Annotated in this window: 20 protein-coding genes and 1 tRNA gene; 11 read left to right on the plus strand and 10 right to left on the minus strand. The window is 68.5% G+C overall.

Annotated features, from left to right (window positions below):
• The 4 genes from VFF46_RS31060 to VFF46_RS31075 all read right to left on the minus strand — a co-directional run.
• On the minus strand, positions 1 to 296 hold a 296-nt coding region (locus VFF46_RS31060; protein ID WP_325040793.1), incomplete at its 3' end, for a MerR family transcriptional regulator.
• A gap of 408 nt (positions 297 to 704) precedes the next feature.
• The gene (locus tag VFF46_RS31065) at positions 705 to 1337 is read right to left on the minus strand and encodes a hypothetical protein (RefSeq protein WP_325040794.1); all 633 of its coding nucleotides are present in this window, start codon (positions 1335 to 1337) and stop codon (positions 705 to 707) included.
• 12 nt (positions 1338 to 1349) lie between these two features.
• Positions 1350 to 2576 (minus strand): RNA polymerase sigma factor, encoded by a 1227-nt coding sequence (locus tag VFF46_RS31070; RefSeq protein ID WP_325040795.1) that lies wholly within the window; start codon positions 2574 to 2576, stop codon positions 1350 to 1352.
• Positions 2573 to 2926, minus strand: coding sequence for a YciI family protein (locus tag VFF46_RS31075; protein WP_325040812.1), 354 nt, complete (start codon positions 2924 to 2926; stop codon positions 2573 to 2575). The genes VFF46_RS31070 and VFF46_RS31075 overlap by 4 nt, the downstream gene beginning before the upstream one ends.
• A gap of 181 nt (positions 2927 to 3107) precedes the next feature.
• Between VFF46_RS31075 and VFF46_RS31080 the strand changes: the two genes are divergently transcribed.
• The 3 genes from VFF46_RS31080 to VFF46_RS31090 all read left to right on the plus strand — a co-directional run bounded on the left by VFF46_RS31080 (position 3108) and on the right by VFF46_RS31090 (position 5110).
• Positions 3108 to 4568, plus strand: a complete 1461-nt coding sequence (locus tag VFF46_RS31080) for an MFS transporter (protein WP_325040796.1) — start codon at positions 3108 to 3110, stop codon at positions 4566 to 4568.
• Positions 4550 to 4705, plus strand: a complete 156-nt coding sequence (locus tag VFF46_RS31085) for a hypothetical protein (RefSeq protein ID WP_325040797.1) — start codon at positions 4550 to 4552, stop codon at positions 4703 to 4705. Before VFF46_RS31080 ends, VFF46_RS31085 begins: the two co-directional genes overlap by 19 nt.
• Before the next feature lie 69 nt (positions 4706 to 4774).
• Positions 4775 to 5110 carry a YciI family protein gene (locus tag VFF46_RS31090; protein WP_325040798.1) on the plus strand — a complete coding sequence of 112 codons (336 nt, stop codon included), beginning with the start codon at positions 4775 to 4777 and terminating at the stop codon, positions 5108 to 5110.
• On the opposite strand, the gene VFF46_RS31095 is transcribed toward VFF46_RS31090, so the two are convergent.
• A complete protein-coding gene (locus tag VFF46_RS31095) occupies positions 5103 to 5864 on the minus strand; it encodes an enoyl-CoA hydratase/isomerase family protein (protein ID WP_325040799.1) in 762 nt (253 codons plus the stop codon). The genes VFF46_RS31090 and VFF46_RS31095 overlap by 8 nt on opposite strands.
• A gap of 95 nt (positions 5865 to 5959) precedes the next feature.
• On the opposite strand from VFF46_RS31095, the gene VFF46_RS31100 reads away from it, so the two are divergent.
• Together VFF46_RS31100 and VFF46_RS31105 are read left to right on the plus strand one after the other, a co-directional pair.
• Positions 5960 to 6088 carry a hypothetical protein gene (locus tag VFF46_RS31100; RefSeq protein ID WP_325040800.1) on the plus strand — a complete coding sequence of 43 codons (129 nt, stop codon included), beginning with the start codon at positions 5960 to 5962 and terminating at the stop codon, positions 6086 to 6088.
• Positions 6089 to 6250: 162 nt separating this feature from the next.
• Positions 6251 to 7237 carry an SH3 domain-containing protein gene (locus tag VFF46_RS31105; RefSeq protein ID WP_325040801.1) on the plus strand — a complete coding sequence of 329 codons (987 nt, stop codon included), beginning with the start codon at positions 6251 to 6253 and terminating at the stop codon, positions 7235 to 7237.
• A gap of 3 nt (positions 7238 to 7240) precedes the next feature.
• On the opposite strand, the gene VFF46_RS31110 is transcribed toward VFF46_RS31105, so the two are convergent.
• The gene (locus tag VFF46_RS31110; protein ID WP_325040802.1) at positions 7241 to 8506 is read right to left on the minus strand and encodes an FAD-binding oxidoreductase; all 1266 of its coding nucleotides are present in this window, start codon (positions 8504 to 8506) and stop codon (positions 7241 to 7243) included.
• Between the two features lie 70 nt (positions 8507 to 8576).
• Here VFF46_RS31110 and VFF46_RS31115 point away from each other — a divergent pair, with 70 nt between their 5' ends.
• Positions 8577 to 9320 (plus strand): aminoglycoside phosphotransferase family protein, encoded by a 744-nt coding sequence (locus VFF46_RS31115; RefSeq protein ID WP_325040803.1) that lies wholly within the window; start codon positions 8577 to 8579, stop codon positions 9318 to 9320.
• Here VFF46_RS31115 and VFF46_RS31120 read toward each other — a convergent pair.
• On the minus strand, positions 9301 to 10179 hold the full coding sequence (locus VFF46_RS31120; RefSeq protein ID WP_325040804.1) for a sigma-70 family RNA polymerase sigma factor: 879 nt from the start codon (positions 10177 to 10179) through the stop codon (positions 9301 to 9303). The genes VFF46_RS31115 and VFF46_RS31120 overlap by 20 nt on opposite strands.
• Before the next feature lie 202 nt (positions 10180 to 10381).
• Between VFF46_RS31120 and trpD the strand changes: the two genes are divergently transcribed.
• From trpD to VFF46_RS31135, 3 genes are read left to right on the plus strand one after another with little or no spacing between them, the layout of a single operon-like run.
• Positions 10382 to 11422, plus strand: coding sequence for an anthranilate phosphoribosyltransferase (gene trpD, locus VFF46_RS31125; protein ID WP_325040805.1), 1041 nt, complete (start codon positions 10382 to 10384; stop codon positions 11420 to 11422).
• Entirely contained in the window at positions 11422 to 12345 is a 924-nt protein-coding gene (locus VFF46_RS31130) for a sigma-70 family RNA polymerase sigma factor (RefSeq protein ID WP_325040806.1), read from the plus strand. The genes trpD and VFF46_RS31130 overlap by 1 nt, the downstream gene beginning before the upstream one ends.
• A gap of 53 nt (positions 12346 to 12398) precedes the next feature.
• On the plus strand, positions 12399 to 13151 hold the full coding sequence (locus VFF46_RS31135; protein WP_325040807.1) for a YybH family protein: 753 nt from the start codon (positions 12399 to 12401) through the stop codon (positions 13149 to 13151).
• Here the strand turns inward: VFF46_RS31135 and VFF46_RS31140 are convergent.
• Entirely contained in the window at positions 13148 to 13909 is a 762-nt protein-coding gene (locus VFF46_RS31140; protein ID WP_325040808.1) for an alpha/beta hydrolase, read from the minus strand. The genes VFF46_RS31135 and VFF46_RS31140 overlap by 4 nt on opposite strands.
• Positions 13900 to 14886: an acyltransferase domain-containing protein gene (locus VFF46_RS31145; RefSeq protein ID WP_325040809.1), complete on the minus strand. Its 987-nt coding sequence runs from the start codon at positions 14884 to 14886 to the stop codon at positions 13900 to 13902. Before VFF46_RS31145 ends, VFF46_RS31140 begins: the two co-directional genes overlap by 10 nt.
• A gap of 94 nt (positions 14887 to 14980) precedes the next feature.
• Between VFF46_RS31145 and VFF46_RS31150 the strand changes: the two genes are divergently transcribed.
• Positions 14981 to 15697: a DinB family protein gene (locus tag VFF46_RS31150; protein ID WP_325040810.1), complete on the plus strand. Its 717-nt coding sequence runs from the start codon at positions 14981 to 14983 to the stop codon at positions 15695 to 15697.
• Between the two features lie 91 nt (positions 15698 to 15788).
• Here the strand turns inward: VFF46_RS31150 and VFF46_RS31155 are convergent.
• Positions 15789 to 15877 (minus strand) — tRNA-Ser (locus VFF46_RS31155).
• A 249-nt stretch (positions 15878 to 16126) separates the two neighbouring features.
• On the opposite strand from VFF46_RS31155, the gene VFF46_RS31160 reads away from it, so the two are divergent.
• On the plus strand, positions 16127 to 16500 hold a 374-nt coding region (locus VFF46_RS31160), incomplete at its 3' end, for an MFS transporter (RefSeq protein ID WP_325040811.1).

Genomic DNA, 16500 nt, shown 5'->3' on the forward strand with positions numbered 1-16500 from the left:
TCGTTGATGCGGAGGGCTTCGGCGAGCTGGTCTTCCAGGATGATGATCCGGCAGGCGGCCTCGAGCGCGGTGCCCTGGTCGACGAGCTCACGGGCCCGGGCGGCCAGGCGCAGCTGGTAGCGCGAGTAGCGGCGGTGGCCGCCCTCGGAGCGTTGCGGGGTGATCAGCTTGGCTTCGTCCAGGCTTCGGAGGAACCCCGGCGTGGTGCCGAGCATCTCGGCAGCCCGGCCCATGGTGAACGCGGGGTAGTCCTCGTCGTCGAAGCTGGCCGGTCCCGAGGTGGGGGTTGAACTCATCAGGGTCTCCGCGTGCGGGTTCGGGGCATCAAACCTCCATGTCGATGGGCCCCGGTGCCGAAGCACCGGGGCCCTGGGGTTGTGGATTATCACCATCTACCAGCCGTAAGGCCGGCCCTTACAGATCCGCAGCGTGCCACTTGGAAGCTGACCCTGCGGGATTACCACCTTGCGTAACCGAAGACCACCTCCCTCTGATGAGCCGCGGCACCCGCCCGGCGAACTACTGGCACTGGCGGGCATTCGTCGTCGTACCTACTTACACAACTCTGGACAGGTCGGTAGCTGTCCACCTCAGCTTCGATGTTCTTCTCTGTCGACAAGAAGGACACTACACACGCCACTGCCGAATGTCTAACCTCGCCACCACAGATTTTGGTAAAGCCTCAGGAGAGCTTCGGGCCGGCCTCAGGCGGGCTCGCCGCTCAGTCGTTCGATGGCGTTGCGGAGGCGGCGGCGCCAGCCGGATTGGCCGGCCTCGTCGTCGGCTGCCGCGAGACTGACCAGGTGCTGGGCGGTCTCGAAGCCCTCGTCGATCTCGGTGGCCTCCGGCTGGATCTCACGCGTGGTCCAGCCGAACCCCTCCGGCACGAGCAGCTCGGGTACGAGCGCCTCGTGACTGAGAGACGTCAGCTCCTTGTCACCGTTGCCGATGCTGAAGATCGTCGTACCGCGTTTCCGGACGTCGCTGATGCGCTCCAGCAGCGTGTCGGCGGGTGCGTCCTCGGCAACGACCAGCAGCGACTCGCCACGACCTGCGTCGCGTAGCCGGTCCAGTCCGATCGCCAGGTGCGGTGGAGCGTCCGGAGGCGGCGCCCAGCGCACCAGGGACGGCCGCAGGTCCTCGACGCCGGCCATGCGCAGCTCGTCGTCCAGGTGTGCTGTGAGGTGCCACGGCTCCTCGTCGACCGGCCCGAACAGCATCAGCCCGCTGCGTCGGGTGGTGAACCGCCGTAGCGCGTAACCGAACTCCGTGGTCCGGTTACCCAGCTCGGTGCCGCTCAGCATCTCCCGGAGGAGTGAGGCCCTGGTGAGATCCACCAGTCCAACATCTCACGCGAGACGGTCCGCTTTCGACTGCAAGTAATGCCGCTCCGGCACGCTCGTCGTACGCCGCGCCGCCAGCAGGTAGCTCTCACGCGCAGCAGCCAGGTCCCCGGACATCTCGAGCAAGTGTGCGCGGACTGCTTCCAGCCGGTGGTTCATGCGGTCGTCCGACGCGAGTGGCTCGAGTACGGCGAGCCCCTGCTGCGGGCCGACCGCCATACCGACCGCTACCGCGTGGTTGAGCTTCACCATCGGGTTGTCGACCAGCTGCTCGAGTACGTCGTACAACGCGACGATCTGGCGCCAGTCCGTCGCGTCGGCGCTCTCCGCGGTGTCATGTACGGCGGCAATCGCCGCCTGCACCTGGTACGGCCCCAGCTGCGTCCGGGACAGCGCATCGCTCACCAGGGCCTCGCCCTCGACGACGGCGGCCCGGTCCCACTTCGAGCGGTCCTGCTCGGCCAGTGGGATCAGCGCGCCGTCGGCACCGGTACGGGCGAGCCGTCGCGCGTCGGTCAGCAGCATCAACGCCAACAGCCCTGCCACCTCACCGTCGTCCGGCAGCAGCTTCCGTACGCCGCGCACAAGCCGGATCGCCTCTGTCGTCAGCTCCGCACTGTGCAGCGATGTACCGGAAGAGGCCGTGTAGCCCTCGTTGAAGATCAGGTAGAGGACATGCAGTACGGCGCCCATCCGCTCGTCGCGCTCCGCCTCAGGGGGCATCTCGAACGTACTGCCGGCCTGCTTGATGCTCCGCTTGGCGCGGCTGATCCGCTGCGCCATGGTGGATTCCGGCACCAGGAACGCCGCCGCGATCTGCGCCGTACTGAGACCGCCGACGGCCCGCAGCGTCAGCGCGATCTGCGACGCCGCTGACAGCGCCGGATGACAGCAGAGGAACAGCAGCGTCAGTGTGTCGTCCCGGCCGCCCGGGTCGTCGATCTCGGGGCCTGCGGCAACGAATTCCTCCGGCGCGGCGAGCTGTGCCGCGTTCTCCTCCCGCCGCCGGCGCGCCGACTCGCTGCGGAGCAGGTCGGTGAGCCGCCGCGACCCCACCCGGATCAGCCAGCCCCGCGGGTTGTCCGGTACGCCTTCCTCCGGCCACTGCTGCGCGGCCGCGAGCAGGGCCTCCTGTACGGCCTCCTCAGCCAGGTCGAAGTGGCCGTAGTGCCGGACGAGCGCACTCAGCACCTGCGGCGCCTGCTCCCGCAACAGGAGCTCGAAGTTGCTCACATCTCCAGCCCGGACATGTCCATCACAGGTCGCACCTCCACGGCCACGTACTCCGCGTCGGGCATCCGGGCGGCGTACCCGATCGCCTGGTCGATGTCGTCGCACTCCACCAGGTAGAACCCGGCCAAGTGCTCCTTGGCCTCGGCGTACGGCCCGTCCGTGGTGGTTGCGATCTCGTCGACGACCCGTACGGTCCGGGTCGTGATCGGATCTGCCAGCCCGGCCGCACTGACCAGCAGGCCCTGCTCGGTCAGCTCCCGCGCGATCGACTCGTGCGCCTGCGTCAGGCCCTCGCGCTGCTCGGCGGACAGGCCTTCCCAGCTCTCCGCGTTGCTGTAGATCAGCAGCATGTACTTCACAGACACCATCCTGTCCCCAGCGGAGGCCGCTGTGACCTCCAATCACCAGGTACGTCGAAACCGGCAGCCCGTACTTCGACAGTCCCGATATGTCGAAGTACAGCAGGTCGGTACCGACGTCCCCGGCGAGTGACGCTCAGCCGGGGTGTCCCCGCCGTACTGGAGATGACTGATGGTGCCGGAATCGAAGCGCTGGGCCGCGCTCGCGCTGCTGTGTCTGACCGGGTTCATGATCATCCTGGACTCCTCGATCGTGCTGGTCGCGATCCCGTCGATCGAGCGGGAGCTGACCTTCTCGACCGGTGGCGTGCAGTGGGTCCCTAGCGGGTACGCGTTGATGTTCGGCGGTCTTCTGCTGCTCGGTGGACGGATCTCCGACCTGCTGGGGCGACGGCGTGTGTTCATGACCGGGCTGTTGCTGTTCGCCGGTTCCTCCTTGCTGTGCGGGTTCGCGTGGAGCGGTGATGCGTTGGTGCTCGCCCGCGGGCTGCAGGGCGCCGCGGCCGCCGTACTGGCTCCTAGCGCGCTGTCGATCGTGATGACCACGTTCCCGTCGGGGCCGGACCGCAACAAGGCGCTGGGGATCTGGGGCGCGACGAGTGGCGTGGGAGGTACGGCGGGCTCGCTGATCGGAGGCCCTGTGACGGACGGGCTCGGCTGGCAGTGGATCTTCTTCATCAACGCGCCCGTGTGCGTGCTGGTCTTCGTACTGGCGCCACTGCTGCTGCAGGACAGCCGTGGACCAGGGCGGCGTGGCTTCGACGTAGCTGGTGCAGCAACGGTCACGGCTGCGCTCATCGTGCTGGTGTACGCCGTCATTCAGGCCCCTGCGTCGTCTGTGACGCGCACAGGGCTCTTGGTAGTGCTGTCGGGCTTCTTGTTCGTACTGTTCGTCTTCGTCGAGAAGCGGTCGGCTGCACCGCTCGTACCGCTAAGGCTCTTCCGCTCGCGCGCACTGGTCGGTGGAAACCTCATCACGATCAGCTGGGGCCTGGCTGCGTTCGGTCTGAACTTCGTGTACACGCAGTACGCACAGCTCGCTCTTGGCGCGTCTGCGGTTCGCTACGGCCTCATGTCCGCAGTACTGGCCGCAACGGCGGTAGGTGGGTCCATGGTCGGCCAGCACCTCGTCACCCGCGTTGGGCCACGCGTGGTCGCGTTCTTCTCACTACTGGTCGCAGGAATCGGTACGACGCTGATGACCAGGCTCACCGTGACCTCCGGGTACTTCGAGCTGGCCTTCTGGGGCCTCACGATCTTCGGCGCCGGGCTGGGCGCCGGTACGGTCGCCGGATCGATCGCGTCCCTCAGCGACGTGGCGGGCGAGGACGCGGGCGTCGCGTCCGGCCTACAGAACGCCAGCTTCCAGATCGGCGGCGCGGTCGGGGTCGCCGTGGTCTCGGCCGTCGCTACTGCGAGTACCTCGGGCACTACACCCGATGCACTCACCCATGGCTACCGGATCGCCTTCGCGACCGTGTGGGTCTTCATCGCAATCGGGATCGCCGGATGCCTGCTGGTCAAACAACCGTTGGAGGTTCACGGGCATAAGAGTGGGCACCGGAAGTCCGTGGCCGCACCGTCCGCACGACGGCCCTCGGTGAAGGAGGCATCATGCTCATCCTCGGATTGATTCTGCTGATACTCGGGTTCCTGCTGCACATCTCGATCCTGTGGACCATCGGCATCATCCTGCTCGTGATCGGAGCCGTGTTCTGGATCGTCGGCTCGACCGGCCGGCTGATCGGCGGCAGGCGGCACTGGTACTGATCGGAACGAGCCCGGAACCCCGCGGACGGTCCGCGGGGTTCTGTCGGTCCACGCGGTTACGGTGACCTCATGAAGTACGTCGTGATGATCTTCCGGAGCGTCGACCGGGAGTGGACCGCCGAGGACGAGGCGGCACTCCAGCGGCTGATCGCGCTCGAGCAGGAGCTCGCGAGCTCCGGCGAGCTGATCAGTTCGGAAGGGCTGCTGCCGCCCGAGCAGGGACGGATCGTGCAGATCCGCAACGGTCAGCAGGTGGTGACCGACGGGCCGTTCGGCGAGTCGAAGGAGCAGCTGGCCGGGTTCTACCTGGTCGACGCGGCCGATGACGACCAGGCGCAGGCGATCGCCGGCCGGGTGTCGGCAGCGGTCGGCGACCGGGTCGAGCTCCGCGGCACGGTCATCTGAACTTCGGCATCCGCTTCTGCGTGAACGCCTCGATACCTTCGGCGAGTTCGCCGGACGCGATCGTCTCGCGATACCGCCGTACCGCTACCGCTACCGCATCCGCGTCGGTGCCGCCGAGCAGCGCGTTCACCGACTCCTTGGCCGAGCGGATCGTCAACTGCGACCGCGATACCAACGTCGCCGCGAACGTCTCGGCCGCAGCCATCGGGTCGTCGGCGACCCGGTCGACCAGGCCCTTCCCTTCGGCCTCGTCCGCGGTCAGCAGGTCACCGCTGAACAGCAGGTACTTCGTGGTCGCCGGGCCGACCAGGTCCAGCAGTACCTTGATAGCGGCCGGCGGGTAGACGACGCCGATCCGGGCCGGTGTGACGCCGAAGCTCGCGTCCCGGGCGGCGAACCGGAAGTCGCAGTTCACCGCGATCTCCAGTCCGCCACCGATGCAATGCCCGCGAACCACCGCCACCGTCGGCTTCGGGAACTCCCGCAGCGCCGCCTGCGCGCGCAGGTTGGCCGCCCGCAGCTCCGCCATCGGATCCTCGGGGTCCGCCCCGGAGATCAGCTCCCGGATATCGGCCCCGGCGGAGAAGCTCGGCCCTTCCCCGGTCACCAGCAGAACCTTGACCTCGTCGTCGGCCGCAAGCTCGCCGAGCAGGCTCGGCAGCTCCTGCCACATCGCCCGCGTCAACGCATTCCGCTTCGCGACCCGGTCGATCACCAACCGCGCGACCGCGCCACCCTCAACCCGAAATCCCACCCGCGCAGTCAACCGCACAGCACACCGGTCCGCCGCGCCCTGGATCACACCCCTCCGTGTGATCCAGGTCCATCACGCTCGACGAGGTCGCCGACGTGCTGTGGACGTACAGCTCGGTCGAGCTCTACGAGCTGCTCGTGCTGCAGCGCGGGTGGACCCCGCAGCAGTACGGCGACCACCTGGCCAGGGGGATCACGGCGGCGTTCTGCCCACCAAGCGTTTGATCTCGAACGGATTACTTCCGGATAGCGGGCAGGTCACGGCGGAGGCCTGCCTGTGGATGTTCGCAATGCGTTAAGACTCGGGGTCGATGCGAACCGGCGCGGTGATGTGTGTTTGACTCCTCCGGTCGATAACGTTTTGGTCTCGGCAGATTGGGTCTTCAAGTGGCAGGTCGACATAGTCAGGCGCGGCACCGTCAGCTGCGTCCGAAGGTGCTCCAGCCCGGCATCGTGAAGGTTGCGATCCCCGGCGCGGCGGTGGCGCTGGTGGCCACCGGTTCCGCGGCCGCGTTCCCCAGCCAGCACGTTCAGCTCGAACCGTCGATCGCCAGCTCGTCCCTGCAGCTGTCGCGCGACACCACGATCAGCCGGGACGCCCTGCGGCCGCCGATCAACCCGACCACGGCGACGCCGAGCAGCACGCCGAAGCCGACACCGACCGCGAGCCCGACGGCCAAGCACCTGAAGAAGCAGGCGCCGATCCCGAAGCCGACCGCCGCGAAGACCCGCGCCAGCCAAGAGGTGACCCAGGCGCCGCAGATCACCGGCACGAAGTACACCACCACCGACGTGAACCTCTGGTCGCTGCCGCTGACCGGCATCCTGCTGGACGTGTTGCCCAAGGGCACCAAGATCTCGGTCACCGGCAAGGTCGACGGCCTGTACGCCGAGGTCGTCAGCGACGGCAAGTCCCGCTGGGTGAAGTCGCAGTACCTGGCCGCGACCAAGCCGGTCGCGCAGGTCGTCGGCTCGGCCGGGGGCGCGATCTCGCAGGCAGCCTGCAAGTCCGGCTCCGGCATGGAGCAAGGCCTGACCCCGGACGCGATCCGGGTGCACCGGGCGATCTGCGCGATGTACCCCGACATCTCGACGTACGGCGGTCTGCGGGCCGGCGACACCGGGTCCGAGCATGCGACCGGGCACGCGGTGGACATCATGATCAACAGCGCTTCGGAGGGCCAGGCGATCGCCGACTGGCTGAAGGCGAACTACAAGAAGCTCGGCGTCAGCCAGTTGATCTGGGAGCAGCACATCTGGACGGTGCAGCGCAGCAGCGAGGGCTGGCGCGCGATGCCGGACCGCGGCAGCGCGACGGCGAACCACATGGACCACGTGCACGTATCGGTCTACGGAAACTCGGGCACGGTCTGATCCTCAAGGCCGGATGTTCGCGTTGAGGTGGAACAGGTTCGACGGGTCGTAGGCCCGCTTCACCTCACGCAGCCGCCGCAGGTCCTTCGGGTCGTATGCCGTATCCGCGCGTCCCGGGTCGCCGAGGAAGTTCACGAAGGTCCGGCCGGAGGACGGCAGGTCCACCTCGCGGTCGATGATCAGCGAGTACGCCGCAGCGCGGTGCCCGACCGGCCCGGCGCCCGGGCCGGGGTGCGCCATCGCACCGCCCCAGTGCCGTACTTCGACCGTCGCGTCCTCGAGGTCGGCGATCACGTCGATCACGTCGTCGGTGAGCGTGTCCAGGAAGTCCAGGTGCCGTGCGGGGGTGCCGCCCATCGCGGCGTCGGCGTACTCGATGGTCCGGAGCTCGCCGGCCAGGCGCGGTCCGGCTACCGCGAAGAGCGGCTTCAGCAGGTGTTCCGCGAGCTCGGCGGGGCCGGCGTACAGGACCTTGATCGCGACGGCGCGCTGCTCGGTGCCGGGGACGCGGGTGAGGACGACCGCGGTGCTCAGTTCGTTGGGGATCGTCGCGGTCCAGTCGCGGTACCCGCGGAGGATCGCGGCGGCGTTGTCGATGCCGTGGTACACGACGCCCGCGTACACCTCGCGGACCGGATACAGGCGGAATTCCAGCGAGGTGACGACGCCGAAGTTGCCGGTGCCGCCGCGGATCGCCCAGAACAGGTCGGGGTGGTGCTCGGCGCTCGCGGTGACGAAGCGGCCGTCGGCGGTGACGACCTCGGCCCGGACCACGCTGTCGGCGGCGAACCCGTACTTGCGGGCCAGCCACCCGACGCCGCCGCCGAGCGTGTACCCGGTGACGCCGACGTCGCGGTGCGAGCCGGACAACGGCGCGAGCCCGAACTGCCGGGCGGCGTCGAGCACCGCACCCCAGCGCGCACCCGGCGCGACCTTCGCGATCCGCCGCTCCGCGTCGATCAGCACCGTCGTCATCGGCGTCGTCTTCAACAGGATCCCGCCGTCCGCCGGCACCCGCGTCCCGTGCCCGGTCGCCTGCACCGCGATCGGTACGCCGTACTCCCGAGCGGTCCGCACCGCCGCCTGTACGTCGGTACGCCCGTACGCCTCGGCCACCACGAGCGGACGCGAATCCACCGCCGGGATCACGGACCGCCGCTGTACGTCGTACTCCACCTCACCCGGCAGCCGGACCGCACCGTTGAAGCCCGCCCCCAACAGCCCCGCCACCAAGTCACGCCCACCCGCAACCACAGCCTGCGTCGACATCCGGTCAACTCCCTCGCCGTATCAGCTCCTGCCCATACGTCGAAGAGGACCTTCTGATATCGACACATCCATGACCCACAACATCGAACTCACCGAAACCACCGCCACCAAGCACTACACCTCCTGGTCCCGCAACGAACCCACCCGCGAGTGGACAGCCCTAACCGTCCTCTCACAAACAGCTCCCGACCTAGCCCCCACCCCACTGTCGTCTTCACCACCCCCGACCCCATGGCTACAGATGACCCGCACCCCAGGCGATCCCCTGACCGCCCCACTTACCTCCGCCCAACTCACAGCACTGGGCGATGCACTCGAGACCCTCTGGTCAACCCCGTCCGCCGCCCTGGACCCGATCGACCTGACGCCGCTGGTCGAGCGCACGCGCGCCGGGCTGACGGCCCTCAGCTCCAGCGGAGGTGTGATCGGGCAGGCGGCCGGCACCTGGCTCAGCAACGAGCCGCCGGACCTGACAGACCTACCGGCCCCTGTGGTGGCTCACGGCGACCCCAACCTCACCAACTACCTCTGGGACGGCAGCCAGGTCCGCATCATCGACTTCGAGGACTCCGGGCGCGGTGACCGCACGGTAGAGCTGGCCAACCTCGTCGAGCACCTGGCATGGCGCACCACCGACCCCACTCCGCTCGTACGACGGTTCGCAGCGGATCCGGAGCGCTTCCACGCCGCACGCCGGCTCTGGTCCGGGTTCTGGTTGACGCTCATCGGCCCAGGAGGTCCCAGCGCCCACCGCAACCCGCCTGGCACCGCCGAAGCGCAGGCCCACCGTGTGCTCAGGCTGGCAGCGGGATGACCTCCAGCCGCTCCACATCCGCCAGGATGTCCAGCTCGGTGATCAACCCGTCCGTAACAGTCACCGCCATGACCCCCATCAGCCGTCCGTTGACGACAGTGATCAGTCCAGGCGTCCCGTTGACCAGCGCCACCTGCAGATACGGCCCCATCCGGCTGAACATGAGCGCCTGCTCGACAACCGCCTTCGCCCCACGCACCAGCTTCGACACAGCAGGCCCGGCGTACTGCGCACTCGCCGCACCTGCGTCCGCACGCAGCAGGACCTCCGGGTCGAGCAGCTCCAGCAGCGCCTCGAAGTCCCCGCCCCGCGACGCCGCCATGAACGCGTCGACGATCGCCCGCTGCCGGCCCATGTCCCCGTCGCTCGCCGGCGCGCCCTGGACCCGCCGCCGCGCCCGGCTGGCGAGCTGCCGCGCTGCGGCCGGCGACTTGTCCACAATCGTCGCGATCTCGTCGAACCCGACCCCGAACAGGTCGTGCAGCACGAACGCCAGCCGCTCGGCCGGCGACAACGTCTCCAGTACGACGAGCAACGCCAGCCCGATCGCATCCGCCTGAACCGCCTCGTCCTCCGGCCCCAACTCGCTCAGCACCGGGTCCGGGACGTACGTGTCCAGCGTGTCCTCCCGCCGCGACTTACGGCTGCGCAACATGTCCAGGCACACCCGCGACACCACCGTGGTCAGCCAGCCACCCAGATTGCCGACATCACTCACGTCGGTCCGGCTCAACCGCAGCCAGGCCTCCTGTACGGCGTCCTCCGCCTCCGCCAGCGACCCGAGCATCCGGTAAGCAACGGCCCGCAGGTGCCCTCGGCTCTCCTCGAACCGCAGCGCCAACTGCTCGTGCTCGTTCACTACTGCCCTCCTCAGAGCCATGACGGACCAGCTCACCCAGATGTGACAGCAAGGGTAAAGTGAGGGCATGTTCCAGCGCGCAGGTATGTGGTGGGCCGTCGACCAGACGGCCTGATCCCGCGCGTACCCACCCGGCCGTCTCCTGCGAGGCGGCCGTTGTCATGTTCTCCTCGCGGGCGGCCCCGCACCCTGAGGAATGCCGATGGCAACAACGCTCCGGACGTGGTCCGGTCTGATCTCCGCGCTCCTGGCCGGCTCCGACCTGTCGGCTGCGGACACCGGCTGGGCCATGGATCAGTTGGTGCTGGGTGAGGCGTCCCCGGCCCAGATCTCCGGGTTTCTGGTCGCACTGCGCGCCAAGGGCGAGACCGCGGACGAGCTCAACGGCTTGGCAGCGGCCCTGCGCTCACACGCGACGCCTGTGCGCATCCACGGGCCGTTCGTGGACATCGTCGGTACCGGCGGAGACCGTACGGGTGCAGCGAACATCTCCACGATGGCCGCCGTGGTGGTTGCCGCTGCCGGCGTCACTGTGGTCAAACACGGCGGTCGCGCCGCTTCGTCCTCAGCCGCGGGCTCTGGCGACCTGGTGGAGCACCTTGGCGTCCCCCTCGACCTGTCAGCGGCTGACGCGGCGCAGGCGGCTGCTGACATCGGCCTGACCTACCTGTTCGCCCCACGCTTCAACCCGGCGCTCCGGGCGGCTGCGGTCGTACGACGCGAACTGGCCGTCCCGACCGCGCTCAACGTGCTGGCACCGTTGCTGAACCCTGCTGACCCTCAGCACCAGCTTGTAGGGGTAGCCAACGCACGCATGCTCCCTGTGCTCGCAGAAGCGCTTGCTGCACAGGGCAGGTCAGCACTGGTCGCGAGAGGCGACGACGGGCTCGACAAGCTCACCACTACTGGCTACTCGCGGCTGTGGGTCGTGCATGACGGATCGGCGTCAGAGACGGTCTTCGACCCGCGTTCACTCGGGCTGCGGCCATCCTCGCTCGCAGAGCTCCGTGGTGGCGACGCAGCCTTCAACGCGCGGCTGCTGCGCGGGCTGGTCGGCGGAGACCGTGGACCGGTACGGGACGTAGTACTGCTGAATGCTGCTGCCGCGTTGGCGACGCTGTCGTTGGAGTCCGGTCTCGAGCCGCTGGCGGGCTGTTTCGAGCGCTGCCGGGAGGCTGTGGACAGTGGTCGAGCGGCCGCAGTACTGGATCGCTGGACCAGCAGGTCGTTAGCGTGCCAGTGATGCATGAGCTGCTTGAGGCCGCGCGGGCGGGTGACGAGCACGCCTTCGGACAACTGGTCGATCCGTGGCGTGGCGAGCTGCACGCGCACTGCTACCGGATGCTCGGTTCCACCGTGGACGCCGAGGACGCAGTACAGGAGACGCTGCTGCGCGCTTGGAGCGGTCTCGGCGGGTACCAGGACCGGGGCTCGATCCGTCCGTGGCTCTACAAGATCGCCACGAACAGGTGCCTCACACTGATCGAGCGGCGTGGCCGGAGAGACGTTGAGACGCTGGAGCCGTATCCGGAGAGCCAGCTCGCCTGGACGTCGTCGCTGACACCAGAGAGCGAGCTACTGGCTCTGGAGTCCGTAGAGCTCGCGTTCGTCGCATCTTTGCAACACCTGTCCGCTCTGCAACGCGCAGCGCTGCTGCTGCGCGACGTACTCGCGTTCAGTGCTCGTGAGGTGGCCGAGCAGTTAGGTACGTCGGTTGCTGCCGTGAACAGTGCGCTGCAGCGTGCCCGGTCTGTCGTGAGCGCCGTACCGAGCCAACAGCAGACACTGCGCGCCCTGGGTGAGTCAGGCGAGCGTGACCTGGTACGGCGGTACGTCGCCGCGTGGGAGGCGCGTGACGTCGAGGCAATCGTGGCCATGCTCGCGGCGGACGCGAAGTACTCGATGCCGCCGTTGCCGGACTGGTTCCACGGCCGGGAGGCGATCCGGGCGTTCCTGCTCGACGGACCGCTGCGCGAGGAGTGGCGGTTCGTCCCGGCACGCGCGAACGGCCAGCTCGCGTTCGGCACCTACCTGCTCAACGGGGACCGGTACGTACCCGGCGGACTCGACGTCGTCGTACTGCGCGGATCCGAGATCGTCGAGGTGGTGTCGTACCTGGAGGCGGACTTCCCGGCGTACGGGCTGCCGGCCGAGCTGCCGCGATGAGTTTGCGGAATCTCCGGGGTTGTAGGGGGTGAAAGCTTCCCGAAGGAGAGAACATGACTGACGAGCAGCAGGTCCGCACCCTGATCGAGAACTGGGTCACGGCCGTCCACGCGGGTGATTTGGACACGGTGCTGGCGGATCACTCACCGGACATCGTGATGTTCGACGTGCCGCCGCCGTACGACGGCGTCCGCGGGCTGGCCGCGTACACCGAGACCTGGCCGGGGTTCTTCAAGTGGCAGCAGTCCGGCGGATCGTTCGAGCTGGAGTCGCTGGAGGTGACCGCGGGCTCGGACGTGGCGTTCGCGTTCGCGTTGCTGCACTGCCGCGAGGCGGACGGCGATCCCCGGCCGCTGCTGCGGCTGACGATCGGCCTACGCAAGGTCGACGGGCGCTGGACGGTCACGCACGAGCACCACTCGTTCCCGCACGACGACGCGTCGGCGGCTCCCGAGATCACGGCGACGCTGGACCGTTGGGGCGCCGACACCGCGGCCGGTGACTTGGACGCGCTGATGGAGCCGATCGCCGACGACGTGGTGTCGTACGAGATCGACGGCAACTACTCCGGGAAGCCGGCGGTCCGTGAGGTGTGCGCCGCCGGTCTCGCGTCCAGTCCGGGCCCGATCCTCTTCACGATCCCGGACCCCACCATCGAGTCGGCCGGCGACCTCGCCGTCGCCTGGTCGATCGACCACATCACCGCCGGCGGAACCGAGACGACGTCGCGCGCCACCCGGGTGTTCCGCCGGACCGGTGCCGGGTGGCGGATGGTCCACCAGCACCTGTCCTATCCGGCGTCCTAGTCGCCGGCGAGCCGCAGGATGGTCTCCGTCACCAGCTGCGGCTCCCGGAGGCTCGGGAAGTGGTCGGTGCCGGGCATCCAGACGAACTCGCAGCCGGGGATCCGAGCGGAGGCGCCACCGGCCACGGCAGCGAGAATCGGACGGTCCTTGTCACCGACCATGACCACCGACGGCACCTGGATCTCGTGCAGCCGGTCGTAGACAGGCGCGTCCTGTTGCAGGTACTCGTCCTGTTCGAACCACGCCGGAATGGCAGCACGCAACTGAGCCACCACTACGTCGTCAGAGCCTGCTGCGGCCCATACGCGCAGTCCTAGCCGCACGAGACCGTCCACGTCCCGCTCTGCCGCGAGTACGTCGTACCGTGCGTCCAGCTCGGGCTCCTCCGGCCAGGGGAAGCCAGGTACGCCCGGACACAACAGCACCAATCCGTGCACGCGCTCCGGGTGCGCCAGTGCGTAGCTGAGCGCAGTACCGCCACCCATCGAGCAGCCGACCAGCAGGACCTGCTGCAGCTCCAGCTGGTCCAGCACGGTCTCCAGATCCTGCAGCAACGAGAACTCGGTCGTCGGCAGCGGCGACCGCCCGTAGCCGCGGACGTCGTACCGAAGGACGCGGTGACCGTCGAGCCCTGGCAGTACCGGGTCCCAGACACGCGAGTCTCCGATACCCGGGTGCAGCAGGACGATCGGTACGCCGTCACCGGCCAGGTGTTCGGTCCAGACTGTGTCTTGCCCGACCGGAATCGTCAGCTCCATGTCTTCAGCATGCCGGTACGGACCTGCCAGTGGCGACCGGCCCGCAGGTGTTCGACGAACGCCCGCCGCAGGGTGGTGTCCTGAGGAACAGCCGCGAGGTCCTGCTCGGTGAACGGTCCCGGAGGTACCGGGAGGTGCAGGCCGAGACGCATCAGCTCACGGTCTCCCTCGGAGGGGTCTTCCGGGGTCAGGTACGGGAGCAGGTCGAAGCGGTTCTGGAACCGGATGATGTTGGTGTCAGGACGCAGGTACTCGGCCAGCTGCGGGTCCAGGAGCCAGGAGTGGCAGACGATCCCGGCCAGCGGCTCTTCCGGGTACCAGCGTCCGAAGTACTCCACGGCTGCAGCAACGGACTCCTCTGACTCCTGCGCGTCGAGCGGGCCGATCGGCGGGATGTGGATCGACAGTAGGTGTCCTGAGACGCCGTCACCGATACCTAGGTGCGTACGTGTGAACGCGTGCCGGCCAATCTCGTAGTCCGTACCTCTAAAACGTAGCGGTGGGCTCCACAGCGGCATCAGCCCGACGCCCGGGCGTCCGTGGATGTGCCGGTGCGTCCCCATCACGCCACCCAACGCGGACACGGTTGCCACAGTCACCGACTCCGGTACGCCGCGTTGCGCGTGCAGCTCGCGTAGCCGCGGTAGGTTCGCCAGCAACGCCCACGCGGCGGCGAACATCCCCGTCGGTGAGGCGTCCGGCGGCACCGTCGGCCAGCTGTTGAAGCCCGTGGACGGTACGGCGAGGCCCAGGTCCCGCTCCACCTCGGCGGCCAGCGCGGACGTGATCGCCCACCATTCCGGCTCCCGCTCCGGATCCGGCCGCGCCGCCAGCATCTCGCGGCGGTCTTCCGGGGTGACGCCGCAGTACTCCATCAACTCCCCGGCGTCATCGGGTAGTTCCGGTCCTGTGCCCAGGCCCTGGAAGCGTTCTGGGTCCTTGAAGCCGACTCTTTCCGCTGCACTCGTCGCATCCATGACACGAGCCCACCACGGGCCGGGGCGGCCACGCACGACTTTTCTGTCCTAAGTCCCCGTTAAGCTCCCCGCGACAGCTAGCAAAGGAGCAGCGATGACGAGGTTCGGGCAGAGCGACGACTTGCGAGGGGCGGAGTTCGCGGAGGCGAGCCTGAAGGGGGCGCGGTTCGTCGAGTGCGACCTGACCGACATGGTGATGCGTGGCGTCGACATCGGCGGCACGGACATCGACGCGCCGTGGCTCGCCGAGGCCGGCGCCAGCCTGATCGTCAACGGCGTCGAGGTCGCGCCGTACGTCCAGGCCGAACTCGACCGCCGCTTCCCGGGCCGCGCGGACCGCCGCGCCGAGGACCCCGACGGGCTCCGCGCCGCCTGGGCCGCCGCCGAGAAGGCCTGGTCCGCGGCCCGCGACCGCGCCGCGAGCATGCCCGACGGCACCGTCGACGCGTCGGTCGACGGCGAGTGGTCGTTCGCCCAGACCCAGCGCCACCTGGTCCACGCCACCGACCTCTGGTTCGGCCGCTCCATCCTCGAAAGCGAAGACTTCCACCCGGTGGGCCTGAGCTACGGCGCCACCTCGACCGACAACCCGCCGTACGCCGACGTCCTGGAGGCCCGCGCCGGCCGGGTCGCGAGGGTCCGCGACTTCCTCGCCACCGTCACCCCGGCCGAACTCGACAAAGCCCGCACCAGCCCGCACGGCCCCCGCTCCGTGACCACCCGCTCCTGCTTGCACGTGATCCTCGGAGAAGAATGGGAGCACCTCCGCTTCGCCACCCGCGACCTGGACACCCTCGCCGCCGGCAACTGACGTGACCACCATGCGTGGTCGACGATCCCGCCAACGCCGACTTCCGGCTTCAGCCTCACGTCCGCGCCCCGGATGAAGCTCATGCGCTGAGCGGAGGGCGTGGGATTCGAACCCACGATGACGGTCACCCGCCATACCGGTTTTCAAGACCAGCGCACTCGGCCACTATGCGAGCCCTCCTGGCGTTTCCGCCGAGGGTCGAGGATAGCGCAGGCGGGGTGGGGGGAACCGGAGTGCGGGGGCGGGAAGCGGCCGGTACGGTGTGCGGAGCGGCGGGGTCGTCGCGGGTACGGACGGAGGTGGGAGCGATGTCTACGGCATTCGAGGGCATGGCACACACCGTCCGGTCGGTGCGCTGAGGCGGCTGACCGGGCGGACCACCGGCTGGAGCCGGTGTCCCGTCGTTCCGTCCTGCCCTCAGGAGTTCACATGCGTTCGCTTGCCGCGTACGTCGTTCCGGCCGAGCTCGGTGCCGACTTCCGCAAGATCTTCCCGGCCGCGATCATCTCGAACCTCGGCGACGGCGCCATGCTCGCGGCCGGGCCGTTGCTGGTCGCCTCGATCACCACCCGTCCGGCGGCCGTTGGCGCCGCTGCGTTCGTCCAGCAGTTGCCGTGGTTGCTGTTCGCGCTGTTCAGCGGCGTGCTGGTCGACAGGCTCGACCGGCGGCTCATGATCGTTGCTGCTGACATCTTTCGCGCACTGGTGCTGGTTGCGCTCGGTGCCGCAGTACTGTTTCACACTGCACCACTCTGGGCGGTTTACGCCGCTCTCTTCCTTCTAGGTACCGCAGAAACCCTTGC

The sequence above is a fragment of the Kribbella sp. genome, assembly GCF_035655035.1.
Lineage (GTDB): Bacteria > Actinomycetota > Actinomycetes > Propionibacteriales > Kribbellaceae > Kribbella.